Origin of the sequence: Chryseobacterium joostei, from assembly GCF_003815775.1 — a bacterium.
In the GTDB taxonomy this organism is placed as follows: Bacteria; Bacteroidota; Bacteroidia; order Flavobacteriales; family Weeksellaceae; genus Chryseobacterium; species Chryseobacterium joostei.
Map to the genome: position 1 here is coordinate 3519058 of NZ_CP033926.1, position 14501 is coordinate 3533558.

Sequence of the window (14501 nt, forward strand, 5' to 3'; positions counted from 1 at the left end):
TCTTTTTAGAAAGACTATTTTGTCTTTCTGCTCATTACCCAATCAGAACTTGTAAGGTTATAGATCTTTTGGATGTCTTTTAAGATTTTCTCAAAATCAATTTCCAAATCAATAATTTTACCTGTTCTAAGGTCAAATACCCAGCCGTGTACAATAGGTTGTTCTTCTAAGATATACCTTTCCTGTACGCAGGCCATTTTTATTACGTTGATACACTGCTCCTGAACATTAAGTTCTACAAGCCTGTCATAACGCTTATCTTCATCTTCAATAGAATCAAGCTCAGCTTGGTGCAATCTGTAAACATCACGAATATTTCTCAACCATGGATTTAATAATCCTAAATCCTGAGGAGTCATCGCTGCTTTTACACCACCGCAGTTGTAGTGTCCACATACTACAATGTGCTTTACTTTAAGATGTTCTACAGCATATTGAATAACCGCTGTGGAGCTCATGTCTAAAGTATTAACAACATTAGCTATGTTTCTGTGAACGAAAACCTCTCCCGGTTTTGCACCCATCAATTCTTCTGCTGTTGCTCTGCTGTCTGAACATCCGATATACAGATAGTCAGGATGCTGAGTTTTTGCCAGCTCATGGAAGAAATTCGGATCTTCTGAAACTTTAGATTCTACCCATTTCCTATTATTTTCGAAAATAACTTCGTACGATTGTGACATAATTTTAAAAATTTAAAAAAGGTTTATAATTATTTATTTCGTTTAAATTATTTTCAAAATCAATAGACTAAATCAATAATTGTGCAAAAATATACTTTTTGCAGAAAAATCACTTACTTTTAACAAAGTTTAATATTAAAATATGCTTAAAATCATATCTAATATTCCGATATACTTTGCCTTAGAGTACATGTTAGCTATTCGATAATCCAAACGTTTAAAATCTAAGATAAAATTACGAAGTATAAATTATAATTTGATATTTGAACATTAAAATTTTTTTAAATTTTTAAATTCTTCAGAAGAATCGCAGATTATCATGTTCAAAATAAATTATCATTTGCTGTAGAAAAATGAATAAATTAAGGCCTTGATTTTAACCCTATACTATCAATGGATGATTTCGATCTGGGAATATTTTATTGGGCAGGAATTTTTATTGCCTGCTTTTCATCTTTTCTGGTATTGGGAAAGAAACAAAAGAGAACACCAGATTTTCTTTTGGCAATTTGGTTTCTAATTATAGGGATTCATCTTGTTTTTTTTGTATTGCTTCGTTCAGGAGGTTACGTAAAGTTTCCTTATCTGATTGGATTTGAACTTCCTTTTCCATTCATGCATGGCCCGATGCTGTATCTGTATATTTTGAGTGTGACGGGCAGAAAGATGAGCTGGAAGATCTGGTTGCTCCATTGTATGCCTGTTCTAATGATTTATATGGTGTTACTTCAATTTTTAATGTTGCCTCCTCATGAAAGGATGTTGGTTTATCAGAATAGGGGTAAAGGATATGAAGTATTAAGTGATGTTCTTAAATTTTCAATGATCCTGTCCGGAATAGTATACGTAGGGTTAAGTCTCCTTGCAGTCAGAAAATACAAGAAAAAAATTTCCAATCAATACTCCAATACTGAAAAAATTAACCTGAATTGGTCATATTATCTGATTACGGGGATTGCCTTAATATGGATTGCTGTTATCATAAGGAACGACATTCTTATTTTTTCTATGGTTGTGCTGTTTATTCTGGTAGCAGCTTATTTTGGGATCAGTCGTGTGGGTATTTTAGATTTACCTGTTGTGGCTGATGGAGCAGATGAAAAGGAACCTGATCATGAAGTGGTAAAGTATCAGAAGAATTCTCCCGGAGATGATGTTATACAAGCCATCTATGAAAGACTTGTTTATAAGATGAATCATGAAAATCTGTATAAAGATTCGGATTTGAATCTGAATCATGTTGCACAGCTGCTGGATGTTCATCCTAACATATTATCTCAGACCATTAACTCAATAGAGAATAAAAACTTTTATGATTATATCAACCGGCAACGGATTGAAGAGTTTAAAAGAATAGCAACGCTTCCCGAAAATCAAAAGTACACGATTCTATCATTAGCCTTTGAAAGTGGGTTCAATTCCAAGACCTCATTTAACCGGAATTTTAAAAAATATATGAATTGTTCGCCAAGAGAGTTTCTAAAAAGCCAAAATCTTACCTTGGAAGAGTAAGTGTCGGATAATAAGTGATATAATATTTGTTTCATCTTTCATTTTGGAACAGTTGAGCCTTTCTTTATGCTCATTTTTGCTGGAAAATTAATCAACTGTCATGAAGAAACTCCTATTTGCTGTCATCTGTATTTTTGCATTGCTTATTGGTGCATATCCTTTAATTTATGTTTTTGTTGAACATAAATATACTTTTTTAGGCTCTAAATCTCCTGAGATACTTCATAATCTGATCTGGAGAATTGCCTTTTTTGCTCATATCATTTTTGGCGGAATTTCTCTCTTTATAGGTTGGCGCCAGTTTGGGAGTAAATTCAGGAATAAATACATCAGAATACACAGAAGTATTGGACGGCTCTATGTAGTTTCGGTACTGATAAGTTCTGTTTCTGCCATTTACATGGGATTTTATGCCAATGGAGGAATTGTATCGTGTGTTGGGTTTATTCTCCTAGGTGCTATTTGGCTGATTACAACGTCGGTAGCAGTTGTACAGATCAGCATGGGAAATGTGGTAAAGCACCAGCAATTTATGATTTACAGTTATGCGTGTACCTTTGCTGCGGTAACATTAAGAATTTGGCTTCCCGTTTTAAAGAGTATTACTCATGATCCGGATAATTCATACATTATTGTAGCTTGGTTATGCTGGATTCCTAATGTATTGGTGGCTTATTTTATTAATAAAAAGAACCCTACAACCCATTAAACCTTATTGTTGATATAGCCGTTTGTTGCTTCTGCCGTAGGGTAGATCTTTCCGGGATTTCCCATGACCATAGAATCGCCGGGAACATCAAAATTTACATAGGCATTGGGAGCAATAAGTACATTGTTGCCAATCTTTACATTTCCCACAATAACGGCGTTGGGACCTATCCATACTTCATCACCAATAACAGGGAACCCTTCATTTTTTCCACGGTTCTGTTGGCCTATGGTAACTCCCTGAGCAATATTGCAGTTTTTTCCGATTTTAGTTTTAGGATTAATAACAAGTGCGCCCCAGTGTCCTAGGTACAACCCTTCTCCAATTTCAGTTTCAGGGTAAATCTGGAAGCCGTATTTTATTTGATAATGCCTTAAAATTAACCGCCAGAATATTCCTGGAATAGATTTTTTCTGGTATTTCTGGGCTTTTCTGAAAATATAAATATAATGAAGATTGGGATTGATACATTTTTTCCAAATCCCAACAGTAGAAAGCCATTGGCCTTTTTCCCTGTAAAAATCTTTCTGTATTATCGTGTAATCCTGCATGGCAAATATTTTATACTTTATCTATAATTTCCTGAAGGTGTGCTACCGATTTCTCCAATACAAACGGAAGATCTGTACGGGATACTTCATGTTCATATTGAGCGGAAAGTTCCGGATGGGTAAGGAATTTTTTCATACCCTCATAAATTCCGTCCTCTGAATTTGGAGTAATAATACCTAATTTTCCATCCTGTAGCAAGTCTCTGATCCCCGAAACATCCGTAGAAACTACAGGTTTATTCAGAATAAGAGCCTCAGCAATAATGGTAGGGAATCCCTCGTGTCGGGAAGACATCACATAAAAGTCTGATTTTTTAAGGTATGGGTAAGGGTTGCTTCGGAATCCCAGCATTTTTACGGTTTCCTGAAGTCCCAATTGATTCAATTTTCCATGAATGTTTTCAAAGTCATACCCGTCACCAATAATGATGATCTGATGTTTTAAGCCTTCATCCATTAATTTTTTATGAACGTCAAGAAGTCTGTCGTAGCCTTTCTGCGGATATACGGTTCCAATAGTAACAAAGGTTGGAAGATCTTTAGAAAAAGGAAAATCATTGATCTCCATGTCTGCCTTTTGTAAGGTATCCTCTTTATCTATGGGATTAAAGATCTTAATGACGGCTTGTTTTTCTTTTTCGCTGTGAGCCAGCTTTTGCATTTCTTCCTTTAGCTTGTTGGAAATAACAAGTATCCTGTCAAACTTGAAAAGCTGTTGGATCACGTCCGGAGTATATTCTTTCAGGTTGAAAATATCATTCTGAATCCAGATGATCTTTTTGGAGTTTTTTTGAGGACTGGATAAAAGCTCTTTATACATCCCATGAATGGCCGCTATTTCTACATCGTATTTTTTATTTTTTAAAATAAACTTGTAGAGAAGAGATGGAAACAAAAGAAACATTTTTTGGTAAAGTACCCTGAATGCTTTTACAGGAATCTCATGAGGTCTGTTGGTTGTAATCATTTCTCCTTTCAGAAGATAATGTAAATTAACCCATGACGGAACTTCCTTAATGTACATTCCTGTATAGAGATTAATTAATAAATCAACTTCATATTTGTCTTCAGGAAGGTTTTTAAGGAAATTGATCAAAACCTTTTCTGCACCTCCATGGCGCAGTGAACCAATACGTATAAGAATTTTTTTCTTCATTCAGGAGAATCTTTATATTTTATGAAATGCTGTCTAAAAACGGATAATATAGGTTATTGCAGGAGGGTATCCCATTCCTCTAATATAGCTTCTTTTCTCCATTTTTTTGATTCTTCAAAAGAGGATCTCATAAGATTAGCCAGCCGTTCATCATCATGAATTAATAATTCAAGTTTTTCTGCAAACATTTTTCTATCATGTAAAGGTATTAAAAAACCATTTTTGTCATTAATAATATCTGCCGGTCCAAATTCGCAATCATAGGAAATAATAGCATTACTACAGAACATGGCTTCCACAAGAACCAATCCGAATGCCTCACTTAATGAACTAAAGATAAATATCTTTGATTTTTTTAATAGCTCTGCAACTTCTTCAGGTGCTTTAGGACCTAATAGGAAAACGCTACTCTCTAGTTTGTTATCTCTAATGTAAGCCGCAATGTTATCTCTTTCGGATCCTTCACCAATGATCTGGAGCTTCCAGTCAGATGGTCTAGGAGTATCCTTGAAAATCTTCACCAGTTCTATTGCATTTTTGGTTTTATCCAGCCTGCCGGCAAAGCTGATGATATTCTCTTTTTCATGGATAGGGGTAAAAGTAAGGTCTTCATAAATTCCATCCGAAAGATTGGGGATGAAAAAAGTAGTGTTCAACTTTTCATAATACTCCACAGATGGTTTATTGATGCTAACAATAGATTTTAATTTTCGATAATTCTTTCTTAGCATTTTATCATAGATCATTCCACCTACCCGAAATGAAGAGTGCTCCCAGGCAATGGTTTTTTTGCTAACTTCCTTATCAAAAGAGAGCATGGTTGCCAGTTTATACCAACAGGTAACAATGGTAGTATAATTGTGATGATTTTCTTTAATCCAGTCCCGGAATACCCTATAGGAACCCCAGTCATAAAGATAAGAGTAAGCAGTATGTATTTTAGGAGCAGAACTGTATTTTTCTCTGATATGTATTGCAAACTGAGAATACTTATCTCCAAATGAATTTATATAATGCTTTTTAATCTTAGGATTGACAGTATAAAAATCGTCATGAGGGGCCATTAGAAAAAGGATTTCAATGGTATATCCCCGATCTGCTAAATTAGAGGTAATATTAGTCAGAACTTTTGCTACACCACCAATTTTAATATTTTGATAGTATACAAATAAAATTCTTTTATTCATTTGTGGTTTTTAGTTCATCATTATGTTTGACACAAAAGTATAAAAAAATAAAGTTTCTGTTCTGAATTAGTGTGAATTTATTATTAAACACAAGAAATTTCGAAAAACAAACATACTGTTTTATAAGAGCTAGATCTTATAAATTTATTTTATTCTTCTTGCTTTTTTGTATTTGTGTGGAAGATTGGCTTTAATGTATTCATCAAGTTTCTTGCGGTCTTTTTCCAGTTCTCTTGGATATTCCGGGTTGTTTTTTAAAACAATGTCTCCATAATCTTCAATGGTACAAAGGAATTGAGCAGGGTTGCCAATAAATACAGTATTATCCGGCATAGATTGTGATAAAACAGAATTGGCTCCCAGTATACAGTTGTTTCCAATCTGTACATCCTGAGTAATAACACAATTAATCCCGATTGTACAGTTATTGCCAATTTTAATTCTTCCAAGAATCCTGGCATCTTCATACCCGGGAAGCTTTCTCAGTAGAGTGGTGGTTCCGCCATGGTTAACAAATCTTACCCCTGCAGCAATATTAACGTCATCACCAATTTCAATAAGATAAGGCTCCGTCCCAAAATAGATTTTGTCCGGCATATTGAAATTTTTCCCTACTTTCATACCATGATATTTTGCTGCCTCTAAACTGGCTTTGTTTAAAAAGGTATGATAGACGGAATGTATTTTGAGTACTATTCGGTATATGAATATCATTATTGTAAATTTGTTTTTTACTTTTGCAAAGAAAAAGAATTTATATGATAAAAGTTTCCAAAATAGAATATTATTTGCCGGAGCTGGTTCTTACCAACGAGGATTTGGAAAAAGAGTTCCCTGAATGGAGTTCCGAAAGGATCCAGGAAAAAGTAGGCATCTCACAACGCCACATCTCAGCAGAAAATGAAACGGTATTAGACCTTGCCGTAAAATCATCAGAAAAACTTTTCGAGAGCTATGACAGAGAAAAAATAGACTTTATTCTCTTCTGTACCCAAAGTCCGGACTATTTTCTTCCCACTACGGCTTGTATTTTGCAAGATAAGCTTGAGCTGAGAAAAAATATAGGTGCCATGGATTTTAATTTGGGATGTTCCGGATTTGTTTATGGGCTGGCATTTGCTAAGGGGCTGATTGCAGGAGGAATTGCCAAAAGTATTCTGCTGATAACCTCAGAAACCTATACAAAGCACATCAATCCAAAAGATAAAGGAAACCGGAGTATATTCGGGGATGCATCTGCTTCAGCTATTATAGAAAAAGCCGAAAATGGAACAGATTATAAGTTCTGTCTGGGAACGGATGGAAGCGGTGCCGAAAACCTTATTGTAAAAAAAGGAGCTTTCAGAACAGATTTTGAATTGAATCCTGAGAATGAGTTTGAACCGGAAAACTTGTACATGAACGGACCTGAGATTTTTAATTTTACAATTGAAAATATTCCTGGTCTGGTAAAAGAAACCATGGAAGTGAATGGTCTGACAATGGATGATATAGACCATTTTGTTTTTCATCAGGCTAATTCTTTCATGCTGAATTATTTAAGAAAGAAAACCAAAATACCTGCAGAAAAGTTCTATATTGATATGGAAAAAACGGGGAATACCGTTTCTGCAACCATTCCAATTGCATTGAAAAATATGATGGATAAAGGAATGTTAAAAGAAGGCGATAAAATTCTGGTAGCAGGATTTGGCGTTGGATATTCCTGGGGCGCCACAATATTGGAAATTTAATTATAAACATCATAAAATAAAAAATATATGAAGACATCCGTTTTTTTAGAAAAGTTACAAGAAGAATTGGAAGAAGATCAAGCTCTTACATTAGACACAAACCTTAAGGAACTTGAAAGCTATGATTCCATCAGTTTACTTTCTGTTATTGCTTTTGTAGATGAAAATTTCAATAAAAAGATTGATACAAAACATTTTAAAGACGTTCAGACTGTGGCAGATCTTGTAAATATTATTGGTAAAGAAAACTTTGAAGATTAATGAATCAGTTTTCATTAAAAGATAAAAATATTCTTATTACAGGGGCTTCTTCCGGAATCGGGAGAAGCTGTTCTGTAGAATGCAGCAAGAGTGGAGCAAGCCTTATTTTGATTGCAAGGAATGAAGAAGAGCTTCAGAAAACAATCTCCATGCTGGCTCCGGAAGCCAAGGCTGAAACCATTATTGCAGATATTGCACAATGTGAAAACCTTGAGGAGCTAATTGCTGAAAAAGTTTCAGAAATAGGAAAAATTTCCGGATTTATTCACTGTGCGGGAGTAGAAAAAACACTTCCATTAAAAAAGCATACTCCACAGCTCTATCATGATATTTTTGCAGTTAATGTGATTGCCGGTTTTGAAATAGCCAAGATTTTATCCCTTAAAAAATATAAAACCGAAACTTCTAGTTTTGTGTTTATTTCCTCTGTAGCAGGCATGGTGGGTGAAATTGGGAAGGCTGCTTACTCCTCCAGTAAAGGTGCCGTTATTTCCGGTGCACGTTCTATGGCCATGGAGCTTTCGAGGAGCAATGTCCGTGTCAACAGTATCAGCCCAGCTATGGTGAATACACCTATTTTGGAAAAGATGTTTGAAAATATTGGTGAAGAAGCTGCCGAGGAAATTCTTAAAAAACACCCTCTGGGAATTGGAAAACCTGAAGATGTTGCCAATGCCTGTATTTTCTTACTTTCTGATGCTGCAAGATGGATTACGGGTTCAAATTTGGTGGTAGACGGTGGATATTCGGCGCAGTAGCTATTTTGTATAAAGGTCCTCAATAATCCCTTCAACAGCATTGAAGATTTTTTGATTATCAAACTGATCTTCTATCGTTTCAAGGTTTTTTCTGATCTTGGAAATAAGTTCTTGGTCCGTTAGAAAAGCTTTCATTGCTTCATACATTTCATGGGTATCATAATTGATGAGGTATCCTGTTTCCCTATCTTTTACCATGACCCCTACATCACCGGTGTCGGTGGCAATAATTGGTGTTTGAAGAATCAAAGCTTCAGCAACTACAAGAGGCCATGCTTCTGATTCGGAGGATAAAATGAAATAATCCGCCTTTTTAATATATGGGTAAGGATTCATCCTGTTACCAGTTAAAATAAAAGTGTCCTGAACATTATTGATACGAATCTGCTCCGTAAGGTTTTTCATTTCCTCTCCATTACCTACAACAACAACACTGTGATGAAAGCCCTCATCAATCAATTTTTTGTGGGCATCAATGAGTTTATGATAACCTTTTCTGGTATGAAGACGTCCTACAGAAACGAAAACAGGTCCCTGAGGAAAATCGTCTATCTTTTCCCCGGCTTTCTTTTTAATTTCTTCAATAGGAATAGCATTAATCACAACACTTTCTGCAGGGTATGGCAAATCAGGATATGACTGATGCATAATGTCTTTAATCTTTTGAGAACAATAGATCATATGATCAAATTGAGGAAAGTTTTTAAGAATATCCGGAACCAGTGGCTGCATACCCGGAACATTAATTTCAGAGTGAAACCATCCAATTTTTTTTGAAGCTCGATTGCTGGAATTGATCACAGATGAGAAAGCAGCATAGGTAGGAGCAATCTCAATATCAAATTTTTTATTTCCCAGGATACGGTCAGATACCTTGTGGTCTTTTAAGGCTCGTGAAAGCTTCATTCTTCGGCGGATAAGCTGAAGCTTATGAATAAGAGCGTTTTGTGAGAAACTTTCCTTTCCCTCAGTTAAATATACCTTTTTTATGTGTTTTGGAAATTCATCCCGTAGTTCTCCCTGATTCAGGTTCAGGCAAACGGTAATGTCAAACTTTTCAGGATTAAGATTGTTGAGCATACTCAATATAACCTTTTCCACACCTCCCATTTCCATCGAGCGGTGCCTGAAAAGAACCTGTATTTTCTTATTTTCTGACATTATCTGAACAGTTTTTGTAAAGCAATAATTATTTTTTTCTTTATCCTATAGCCAATACCATGCTGATATTCCAAAAGGGAAAAAATTTCCTGATGATTGGTATACTTTTCCGGAATTTTTTTTCCATTGATGCTTGTGAGGTTTCTTCTTTTCATTGTAGCGAAAACCACCTGAGCAAAGTAATCATAAGATCTTCCCTTGTTATCATTTTGAGAAATCCCACCGGAATGGGCTCTGTAAAGATAGTTAGTGTCATCAATGAAATAAACATCACCCTTTTCGTACATCTTCAGATATAAATCCTGATCCTCAGCGATTCTTAATTCGGGGTTCATTTTTTCTGTCTGTTCATAAACATCCTTTCGGAATGTTGTAAAATGACCAATCTGAATAGGGTAATTGAAGAAGTATGGATCCTTGTTTCTTACCTGCATTGCCGATTTGTAAGGGGCAATTGGTTTAAGATCCTTATCGCAACCCATAAAACGGGAATAGGTGAGTACCACATTTTTTTTGTGTTCAAAAACGTGCATCGCCTTTTCGATGGCTGTAGGAAGAATAGCGTCATCAGGATCTACAAATCCACAAACCTCACCTGTAGCCAGTTCTATAAGCCTGCTTTTAGTAACTCCTACACCACTGTTTTTTTCGTTTTCAAAAAATCTGAATCTCTCATCTCCTGCAATGATGGCTTTCACCTGATCTCTTTCGGTTTCTGAAGAGGCGTCATCTACAATAACGGCTTCCCAGTTCTGGTAGGTCTGCTGAAGCAGAGAGCTGTAGCAATCCCTGAACAGTACCGCGTTGTTGTAGTGGGCTATAAGTACAGAAAACTTCATATTCATTTAAAAGAGTATTGAGGGGTTAATTTCTGACCGTAAAGTTCAATATTTTTATCAGTAAATACATCAATGATTACTGATGGATGTCTCAGAAAGGATGTTGGAAGAAAATTGTTCATTGAAACTGGGATCTTGATGGTAAAATGGCCCTTTTCATAAAGAGGATATGGCCTTATTTTTTTTCACTTGAGTTACACAAATATAATCTGTTTTTATATTAAATGAAAAAAAAATCTTTATTTTTGCTCTATTAAAGGCAACACAGTGAGTGAAATAACAAGAGTTCTCAAAACATTTATCGGGTATCTGAAAAGGCCCGACCTTTATCCGGAACTGGGTAGAAAAATTATTAAAAATACGGTTAACAGAGGCAATGCATTCAAGGGAAAGGAAAAAACCAATTCCTGGGCAGCCGAAAGAGCGGTAACACAGAAAGAAGCTGTTTCAAAGCTTTTTGGACTTGAGATAGAGGCTTTCCGTAGCAATTATCAGGAAATTTTAGCAACAGCAGCGCAAAAGGAGAAAGACTGTCCCGTAAAAATGGGTGGCCCCGGTGCTTTGGAACTTATTTACTATGCCTGCGAATTTACGAATGCTAAACATGTCGTAGAAACAGGAGTTGCTTATGGATGGTCTTCATTAGCTACGCTTTTATCATTAGTAAAAAGAAACGGAACATTATATAGTTCAGATATGCCTTACCTTGCACAGGATGGCGATCAATATGTAGGATATGTAGTTCCTGAAATCCTTAAGACGGGTTGGAAGCTATTCCGTTTTGCGGATAAGGAATCTCTACCGAAGATATTTTCAGAAAATGCTACGTTCGATGTTCTTCACTATGATTCTGATAAGAGTTATAACGGAAGAATGTGGGCTTATGATGAGCTTTACAAACATCTGAGAAAAGGAGGTGTTTTCATTAGTGATGATATCGGAGATAACTCTGCCTATCAGGATTTCTGTGAAAAAAATAATATAGAAACCACAGTTGTAGAATACGAAGGAAAATATATTGGTGTTTTTATTAAATAGCTTGTAAAACAGGATAATTATTTCTCTTTTTATAATATCCGCTTAATTAAAATATTGATAGGCTTTCCTATAGTTGAAGATTTCTGGATGAAAAAAATGTTTAAATAAAAACTTATAACACGACTGTTTAGCAGTTTATATGAAGATAAGCCAGATTACATTTACCAGGTTTCTTGCCGCTATGGCAATTGTCATTTCCCATTTCAATAAAGATCTGTTTTTATATAACATTGATTATATTTCAAATATCTTTCTGAGAGCCAATGTTGGAGTAAGTTACTTCTTCATTCTTTCGGGTTTTATTATGATTGTAGCCTATCACAAAAAAGATAGAATTGGATACTTTGATTATTATAAAAACAGATTTGCAAGGATCTATCCGCTATATGTAGTAGGGCTTTTGCTTTATCTGGTTACAAGATATTACAACTTCAGTATTTACAAAGGGTTTTTATATCTGTTTGGGCTTCAGAGTTGGGTTCCGGGTGAAGCCATGATCCTTAATTTTCCCGGGTGGTCTATTTCTGTAGAGTTTTTATTTTATCTGATATTTCCTTTGCTGTACAATTATTTTTATTCCAAGGGAAATAAGAGTATCTGGGTGGTAACCATCATTATCTGGATTATTACTCAGGTTTTCTGCAACCTTTATGCAGATTCATCCTATTATAAAGGACCTCATACGGAAAGTCATGAGCTGCTGTATTATTTCCCTCTGATGCATATTAATGAGTTTTTAGTAGGAAATCTTGCAGGATTATATTTTGTGAAAAATTCTGGACAGAAGAATTTTGATATTCCGGTGATTATCATTTTTGCTGCCATTTTAGTATCCTTAATTTTTGTTCCTCTTTTTTATCATGATGGTTTGATGGCGCTTCTTTTTATTCCGCTTATTATTTTAATCTCACGGAATAACGGAACATTAACGAAGTTATTTTCATTAAAACCTTTGGAATATTTGGGAGAGGCAAGCTATGCTGTATATATTACCCATATTCCTATTTTATATATACTTAGAGAAATATTGAAAGAATACCATCTTGATATCAACACTATATTTGGAATTTATATCATTGTTCTTATTATGACTTCCATTTTGTTTTATCAATTTATAGAAAAACCATTGAGAGATTATCTGAAAAAGCTGAATATCAGATAAAAATCTTTACTTTTGTAATAAAGCAACACAATTTTAGAAATGAAAAGAGTTTCCCACACCTACGTGTCGAGTGAAAATTCGATATACCTTATCTATAAAGAGAATAATAAAAAAAAACTGACTGTATCTGTAGATTGTACATCTATATTTTAAATCAATAAAAAATAGTTATGTACAAAACATTTTCAAAACCAATTGCTTAGCCGTTGAAACAACAACGCTTTACTCAGTTTAATCTGAGAAAAGAACTGCATTGGGATTGAAACTTTAGAGCCGTAAGGAAGTATAAGGCTATTAACAAATTCTAAAGACACAGTATGTTATTCAATTCAATAGGATTTCTCATTTTTCTGCCAATAGTATTTTGTCTCTATTGGTTTGTATTCAATAAAAAATTCCAGCATCAGAACAGGTTGTTATTGTTGGCCAGTTTTTATTTTTATGCCTGTTGGGACTGGAGGTTTCTCTTTTTACTCATGTTTTCCATAGGACTGGATTATTTATCCGGTATTAAAATTGAGAATAGCCGAAGTAATCGGGAAGCCAAATTCTGGCTTACCTTAAGTATTGTAATCAATCTTGGCTTTTTAGGTTTTTTCAAATATTATAATTTCTTTGTTGACAGTTTCGCGGAACTTTTGGGCGGTTTTGGATTCAAGGTGAATGTGTGGCTTATCAATATTATTCTTCCGGTAGGTATTTCTTTCTATACATTCCATGGACTGTCCTATGTGATTGACGTTTATAAAAAAAGAATAAAAGCAGAAAGAAACTTTACAGATTATGCCGTTTTTGTAAGTTATTTTCCTCTTCTTGTAGCGGGTCCCATAGAAAGAGCTACCCATCTTTTACCTCAAATACAAAGGAAAAGAATTTTCAATTATGAACAGGCCGTAGACGGGATGCGCCAGATCCTGTGGGGATTTTTCAAGAAAATGGTAATTGCGGATACCTGTGCACCTCTGGTAAATGAGATCTTTACCAATTACCAAACAGAAAGTCCTGTAAATCTTGCAATAGGTGCTGTTTTATTTGCTTTTCAGATCTATGGTGACTTTTCTGGATATTCTGATATAGCATTGGGGGTTTCAAGATTGTTTGGAATTGAACTGCTAAAGAACTTCGCTTTTCCCTATTTCTCAAGAGACATAGCAGAGTTTTGGAGAAGATGGCATATTTCACTTTCCTCATGGTTTAGAGATTACCTGTATATTCCCTTGGGAGGAAGCAAAGGAGGGCTTCTGATGAAGATCAGGAATACATTTATTATCTTTCTTGTTTCAGGGTTCTGGCATGGTGCCAATTGGACATTTATTATCTGGGGTGGCCTGAATGCTTTATACTTTATGCCGCTGCTGATTATGAATAAAAACCGTCAGAACATGGAGGTTGCAGCGCAGGGAAAGATATTACCATCATTTAAGGAATGTTTTCAGATTCTAATCACATTTTTAGTGACCTGTATCGCATGGATATTTTTCAGAGCAGAATCTGTCTCACAGGCTTGTCATTATATTGGCAGAATTTTTAGCCGAGAACTTTTTTCCCTACCACCTACCTTGCCAATCAAGGCATTGGCGTTGATCATATTCATGCTCTTTATAGAATGGATCAACAGAGAAAGATTTCATGGCTTGGAAATTAAAAGATTTCATCCGTGGATGAGACGTGTTTTTTATCTTATAGTTATTTACATTATTCTCCGATATGCCAATTTCGGGAATAATGAATTCATTTATTTTCAGTTTTAG

15 protein-coding genes are annotated in these 14501 nt (G+C 35.1%); 8 read left to right on the plus strand and 7 right to left on the minus strand.

Going from position 1 to position 14501, the window contains the following annotated elements; all coding sequences use genetic code 11:
* Positions 1 to 14 precede the first annotated feature (14 nt).
* Positions 15 to 683 (minus strand): carbonic anhydrase, encoded by a 669-nt coding sequence (locus EG359_RS16015; protein WP_076353147.1) that lies wholly within the window; start codon positions 681 to 683, stop codon positions 15 to 17.
* A gap of 393 nt (positions 684 to 1076) precedes the next feature.
* Between EG359_RS16015 and EG359_RS16020 the strand changes: the two genes are divergently transcribed.
* Entirely contained in the window at positions 1077 to 2195 is a 1119-nt protein-coding gene (locus tag EG359_RS16020) for an AraC family transcriptional regulator (RefSeq protein ID WP_076353148.1), read from the plus strand.
* A 100-nt stretch (positions 2196 to 2295) separates the two neighbouring features.
* Positions 2296 to 2904, plus strand: coding sequence for a DUF2306 domain-containing protein (locus tag EG359_RS16025; protein ID WP_076353149.1), 609 nt, complete (start codon positions 2296 to 2298; stop codon positions 2902 to 2904).
* On the opposite strand, the gene EG359_RS16030 is transcribed toward EG359_RS16025, so the two are convergent.
* From EG359_RS16030 to EG359_RS16045, 4 genes are all read right to left on the minus strand, one after another.
* Positions 2901 to 3455 carry a serine O-acetyltransferase gene (locus EG359_RS16030; protein ID WP_076353150.1) on the minus strand — a complete coding sequence of 185 codons (555 nt, stop codon included), beginning with the start codon at positions 3453 to 3455 and terminating at the stop codon, positions 2901 to 2903. The genes EG359_RS16025 and EG359_RS16030 overlap by 4 nt on opposite strands.
* Positions 3456 to 3465: 10 nt before the next feature.
* A complete protein-coding gene (locus tag EG359_RS16035; protein ID WP_076353151.1) occupies positions 3466 to 4611 on the minus strand; it encodes a glycosyltransferase in 1146 nt (381 codons plus the stop codon).
* A 53-nt stretch (positions 4612 to 4664) separates the two neighbouring features.
* A complete protein-coding gene (locus EG359_RS16040; RefSeq protein ID WP_076353152.1) occupies positions 4665 to 5798 on the minus strand; it encodes a glycosyltransferase in 1134 nt (377 codons plus the stop codon).
* Between the two features lie 144 nt (positions 5799 to 5942).
* On the minus strand, positions 5943 to 6419 hold the full coding sequence (locus EG359_RS16045) for an acyltransferase (RefSeq protein ID WP_228434993.1): 477 nt from the start codon (positions 6417 to 6419) through the stop codon (positions 5943 to 5945).
* Between the two features lie 137 nt (positions 6420 to 6556).
* Here EG359_RS16045 and EG359_RS16050 point away from each other — a divergent pair, with 137 nt between their 5' ends.
* Genes EG359_RS16050 through EG359_RS16060 form a run of 3 tightly spaced genes read left to right on the plus strand, consistent with a single transcriptional unit; the run spans position 6557 to position 8550 of the window.
* Complete coding sequence (locus EG359_RS16050; protein WP_076353154.1) at positions 6557 to 7531, plus strand: 3-oxoacyl-ACP synthase III family protein; 975 nt, start codon at positions 6557 to 6559, stop codon at positions 7529 to 7531.
* A gap of 27 nt (positions 7532 to 7558) precedes the next feature.
* Positions 7559 to 7792 carry a phosphopantetheine-binding protein gene (locus tag EG359_RS16055; RefSeq protein ID WP_076353155.1) on the plus strand — a complete coding sequence of 78 codons (234 nt, stop codon included), beginning with the start codon at positions 7559 to 7561 and terminating at the stop codon, positions 7790 to 7792.
* Positions 7792 to 8550, plus strand: a complete 759-nt coding sequence (locus tag EG359_RS16060; protein WP_076353156.1) for an SDR family NAD(P)-dependent oxidoreductase — start codon at positions 7792 to 7794, stop codon at positions 8548 to 8550. The genes EG359_RS16055 and EG359_RS16060 overlap by 1 nt, the downstream gene beginning before the upstream one ends.
* Here EG359_RS16060 and EG359_RS16065 read toward each other — a convergent pair whose 3' ends face one another.
* A complete protein-coding gene (locus tag EG359_RS16065; protein ID WP_076353157.1) occupies positions 8551 to 9711 on the minus strand; it encodes a glycosyltransferase in 1161 nt (386 codons plus the stop codon).
* Positions 9711 to 10556 carry a glycosyltransferase family 2 protein gene (locus EG359_RS16070; RefSeq protein ID WP_228434996.1) on the minus strand — a complete coding sequence of 282 codons (846 nt, stop codon included), beginning with the start codon at positions 10554 to 10556 and terminating at the stop codon, positions 9711 to 9713. Before EG359_RS16070 ends, EG359_RS16065 begins: the two co-directional genes overlap by 1 nt.
* Positions 10557 to 10817: 261 nt before the next feature.
* Between EG359_RS16070 and EG359_RS16075 the strand changes: the two genes are divergently transcribed.
* The 3 genes from EG359_RS16075 to EG359_RS16085 all read left to right on the plus strand — a co-directional run bounded on the left by EG359_RS16075 (position 10818) and on the right by EG359_RS16085 (position 14501).
* On the plus strand, positions 10818 to 11588 hold the full coding sequence (locus tag EG359_RS16075) for an O-methyltransferase (RefSeq protein ID WP_076353158.1): 771 nt from the start codon (positions 10818 to 10820) through the stop codon (positions 11586 to 11588).
* Positions 11589 to 11727: 139 nt separating this feature from the next.
* The gene (locus EG359_RS16080) at positions 11728 to 12750 is read left to right on the plus strand and encodes an acyltransferase family protein (protein WP_076353159.1); all 1023 of its coding nucleotides are present in this window, start codon (positions 11728 to 11730) and stop codon (positions 12748 to 12750) included.
* Between the two features lie 317 nt (positions 12751 to 13067).
* Positions 13068 to 14501, plus strand: a complete 1434-nt coding sequence (locus EG359_RS16085; protein ID WP_076353160.1) for an MBOAT family O-acyltransferase — start codon at positions 13068 to 13070, stop codon at positions 14499 to 14501.

Coding starts and splice junctions, on each gene's coding strand:
- EG359_RS16085 (WP_076353160.1), top strand. CDS start 13,068: ATGTTATTCAATTCAATAGGATTTCTCATTTTTCTGCCAATAGTATTT.
- EG359_RS16080 (WP_076353159.1), top strand. CDS start 11,728: ATGAAGATAAGCCAGATTACATTTACCAGGTTTCTTGCCGCTATGGCA.
- EG359_RS16060 (WP_076353156.1), top strand. CDS start 7,792: ATGAATCAGTTTTCATTAAAAGATAAAAATATTCTTATTACAGGGGCT.
- EG359_RS16050 (WP_076353154.1), top strand. CDS start 6,557: ATGATAAAAGTTTCCAAAATAGAATATTATTTGCCGGAGCTGGTTCTT.
- EG359_RS16030 (WP_076353150.1), bottom strand. CDS start 3,455: ATGCAGGATTACACGATAATACAGAAAGATTTTTACAGGGAAAAAGGC.
- EG359_RS16040 (WP_076353152.1), bottom strand. CDS start 5,798: ATGAATAAAAGAATTTTATTTGTATACTATCAAAATATTAAAATTGGT.
- EG359_RS16020 (WP_076353148.1), top strand. CDS start 1,077: ATGGATGATTTCGATCTGGGAATATTTTATTGGGCAGGAATTTTTATT.
- EG359_RS16035 (WP_076353151.1), bottom strand. CDS start 4,611: ATGAAGAAAAAAATTCTTATACGTATTGGTTCACTGCGCCATGGAGGT.
- EG359_RS16055 (WP_076353155.1), top strand. CDS start 7,559: ATGAAGACATCCGTTTTTTTAGAAAAGTTACAAGAAGAATTGGAAGAA.
- EG359_RS16070 (WP_228434996.1), bottom strand. CDS start 10,556: ATGAATATGAAGTTTTCTGTACTTATAGCCCACTACAACAACGCGGTA.
- EG359_RS16065 (WP_076353157.1), bottom strand. CDS start 9,711: ATGTCAGAAAATAAGAAAATACAGGTTCTTTTCAGGCACCGCTCGATG.
- EG359_RS16045 (WP_228434993.1), bottom strand. CDS start 6,419: ATGAAAGTAGGGAAAAATTTCAATATGCCGGACAAAATCTATTTTGGG.
- EG359_RS16025 (WP_076353149.1), top strand. CDS start 2,296: ATGAAGAAACTCCTATTTGCTGTCATCTGTATTTTTGCATTGCTTATT.
- EG359_RS16015 (WP_076353147.1), bottom strand. CDS start 683: ATGTCACAATCGTACGAAGTTATTTTCGAAAATAATAGGAAATGGGTA.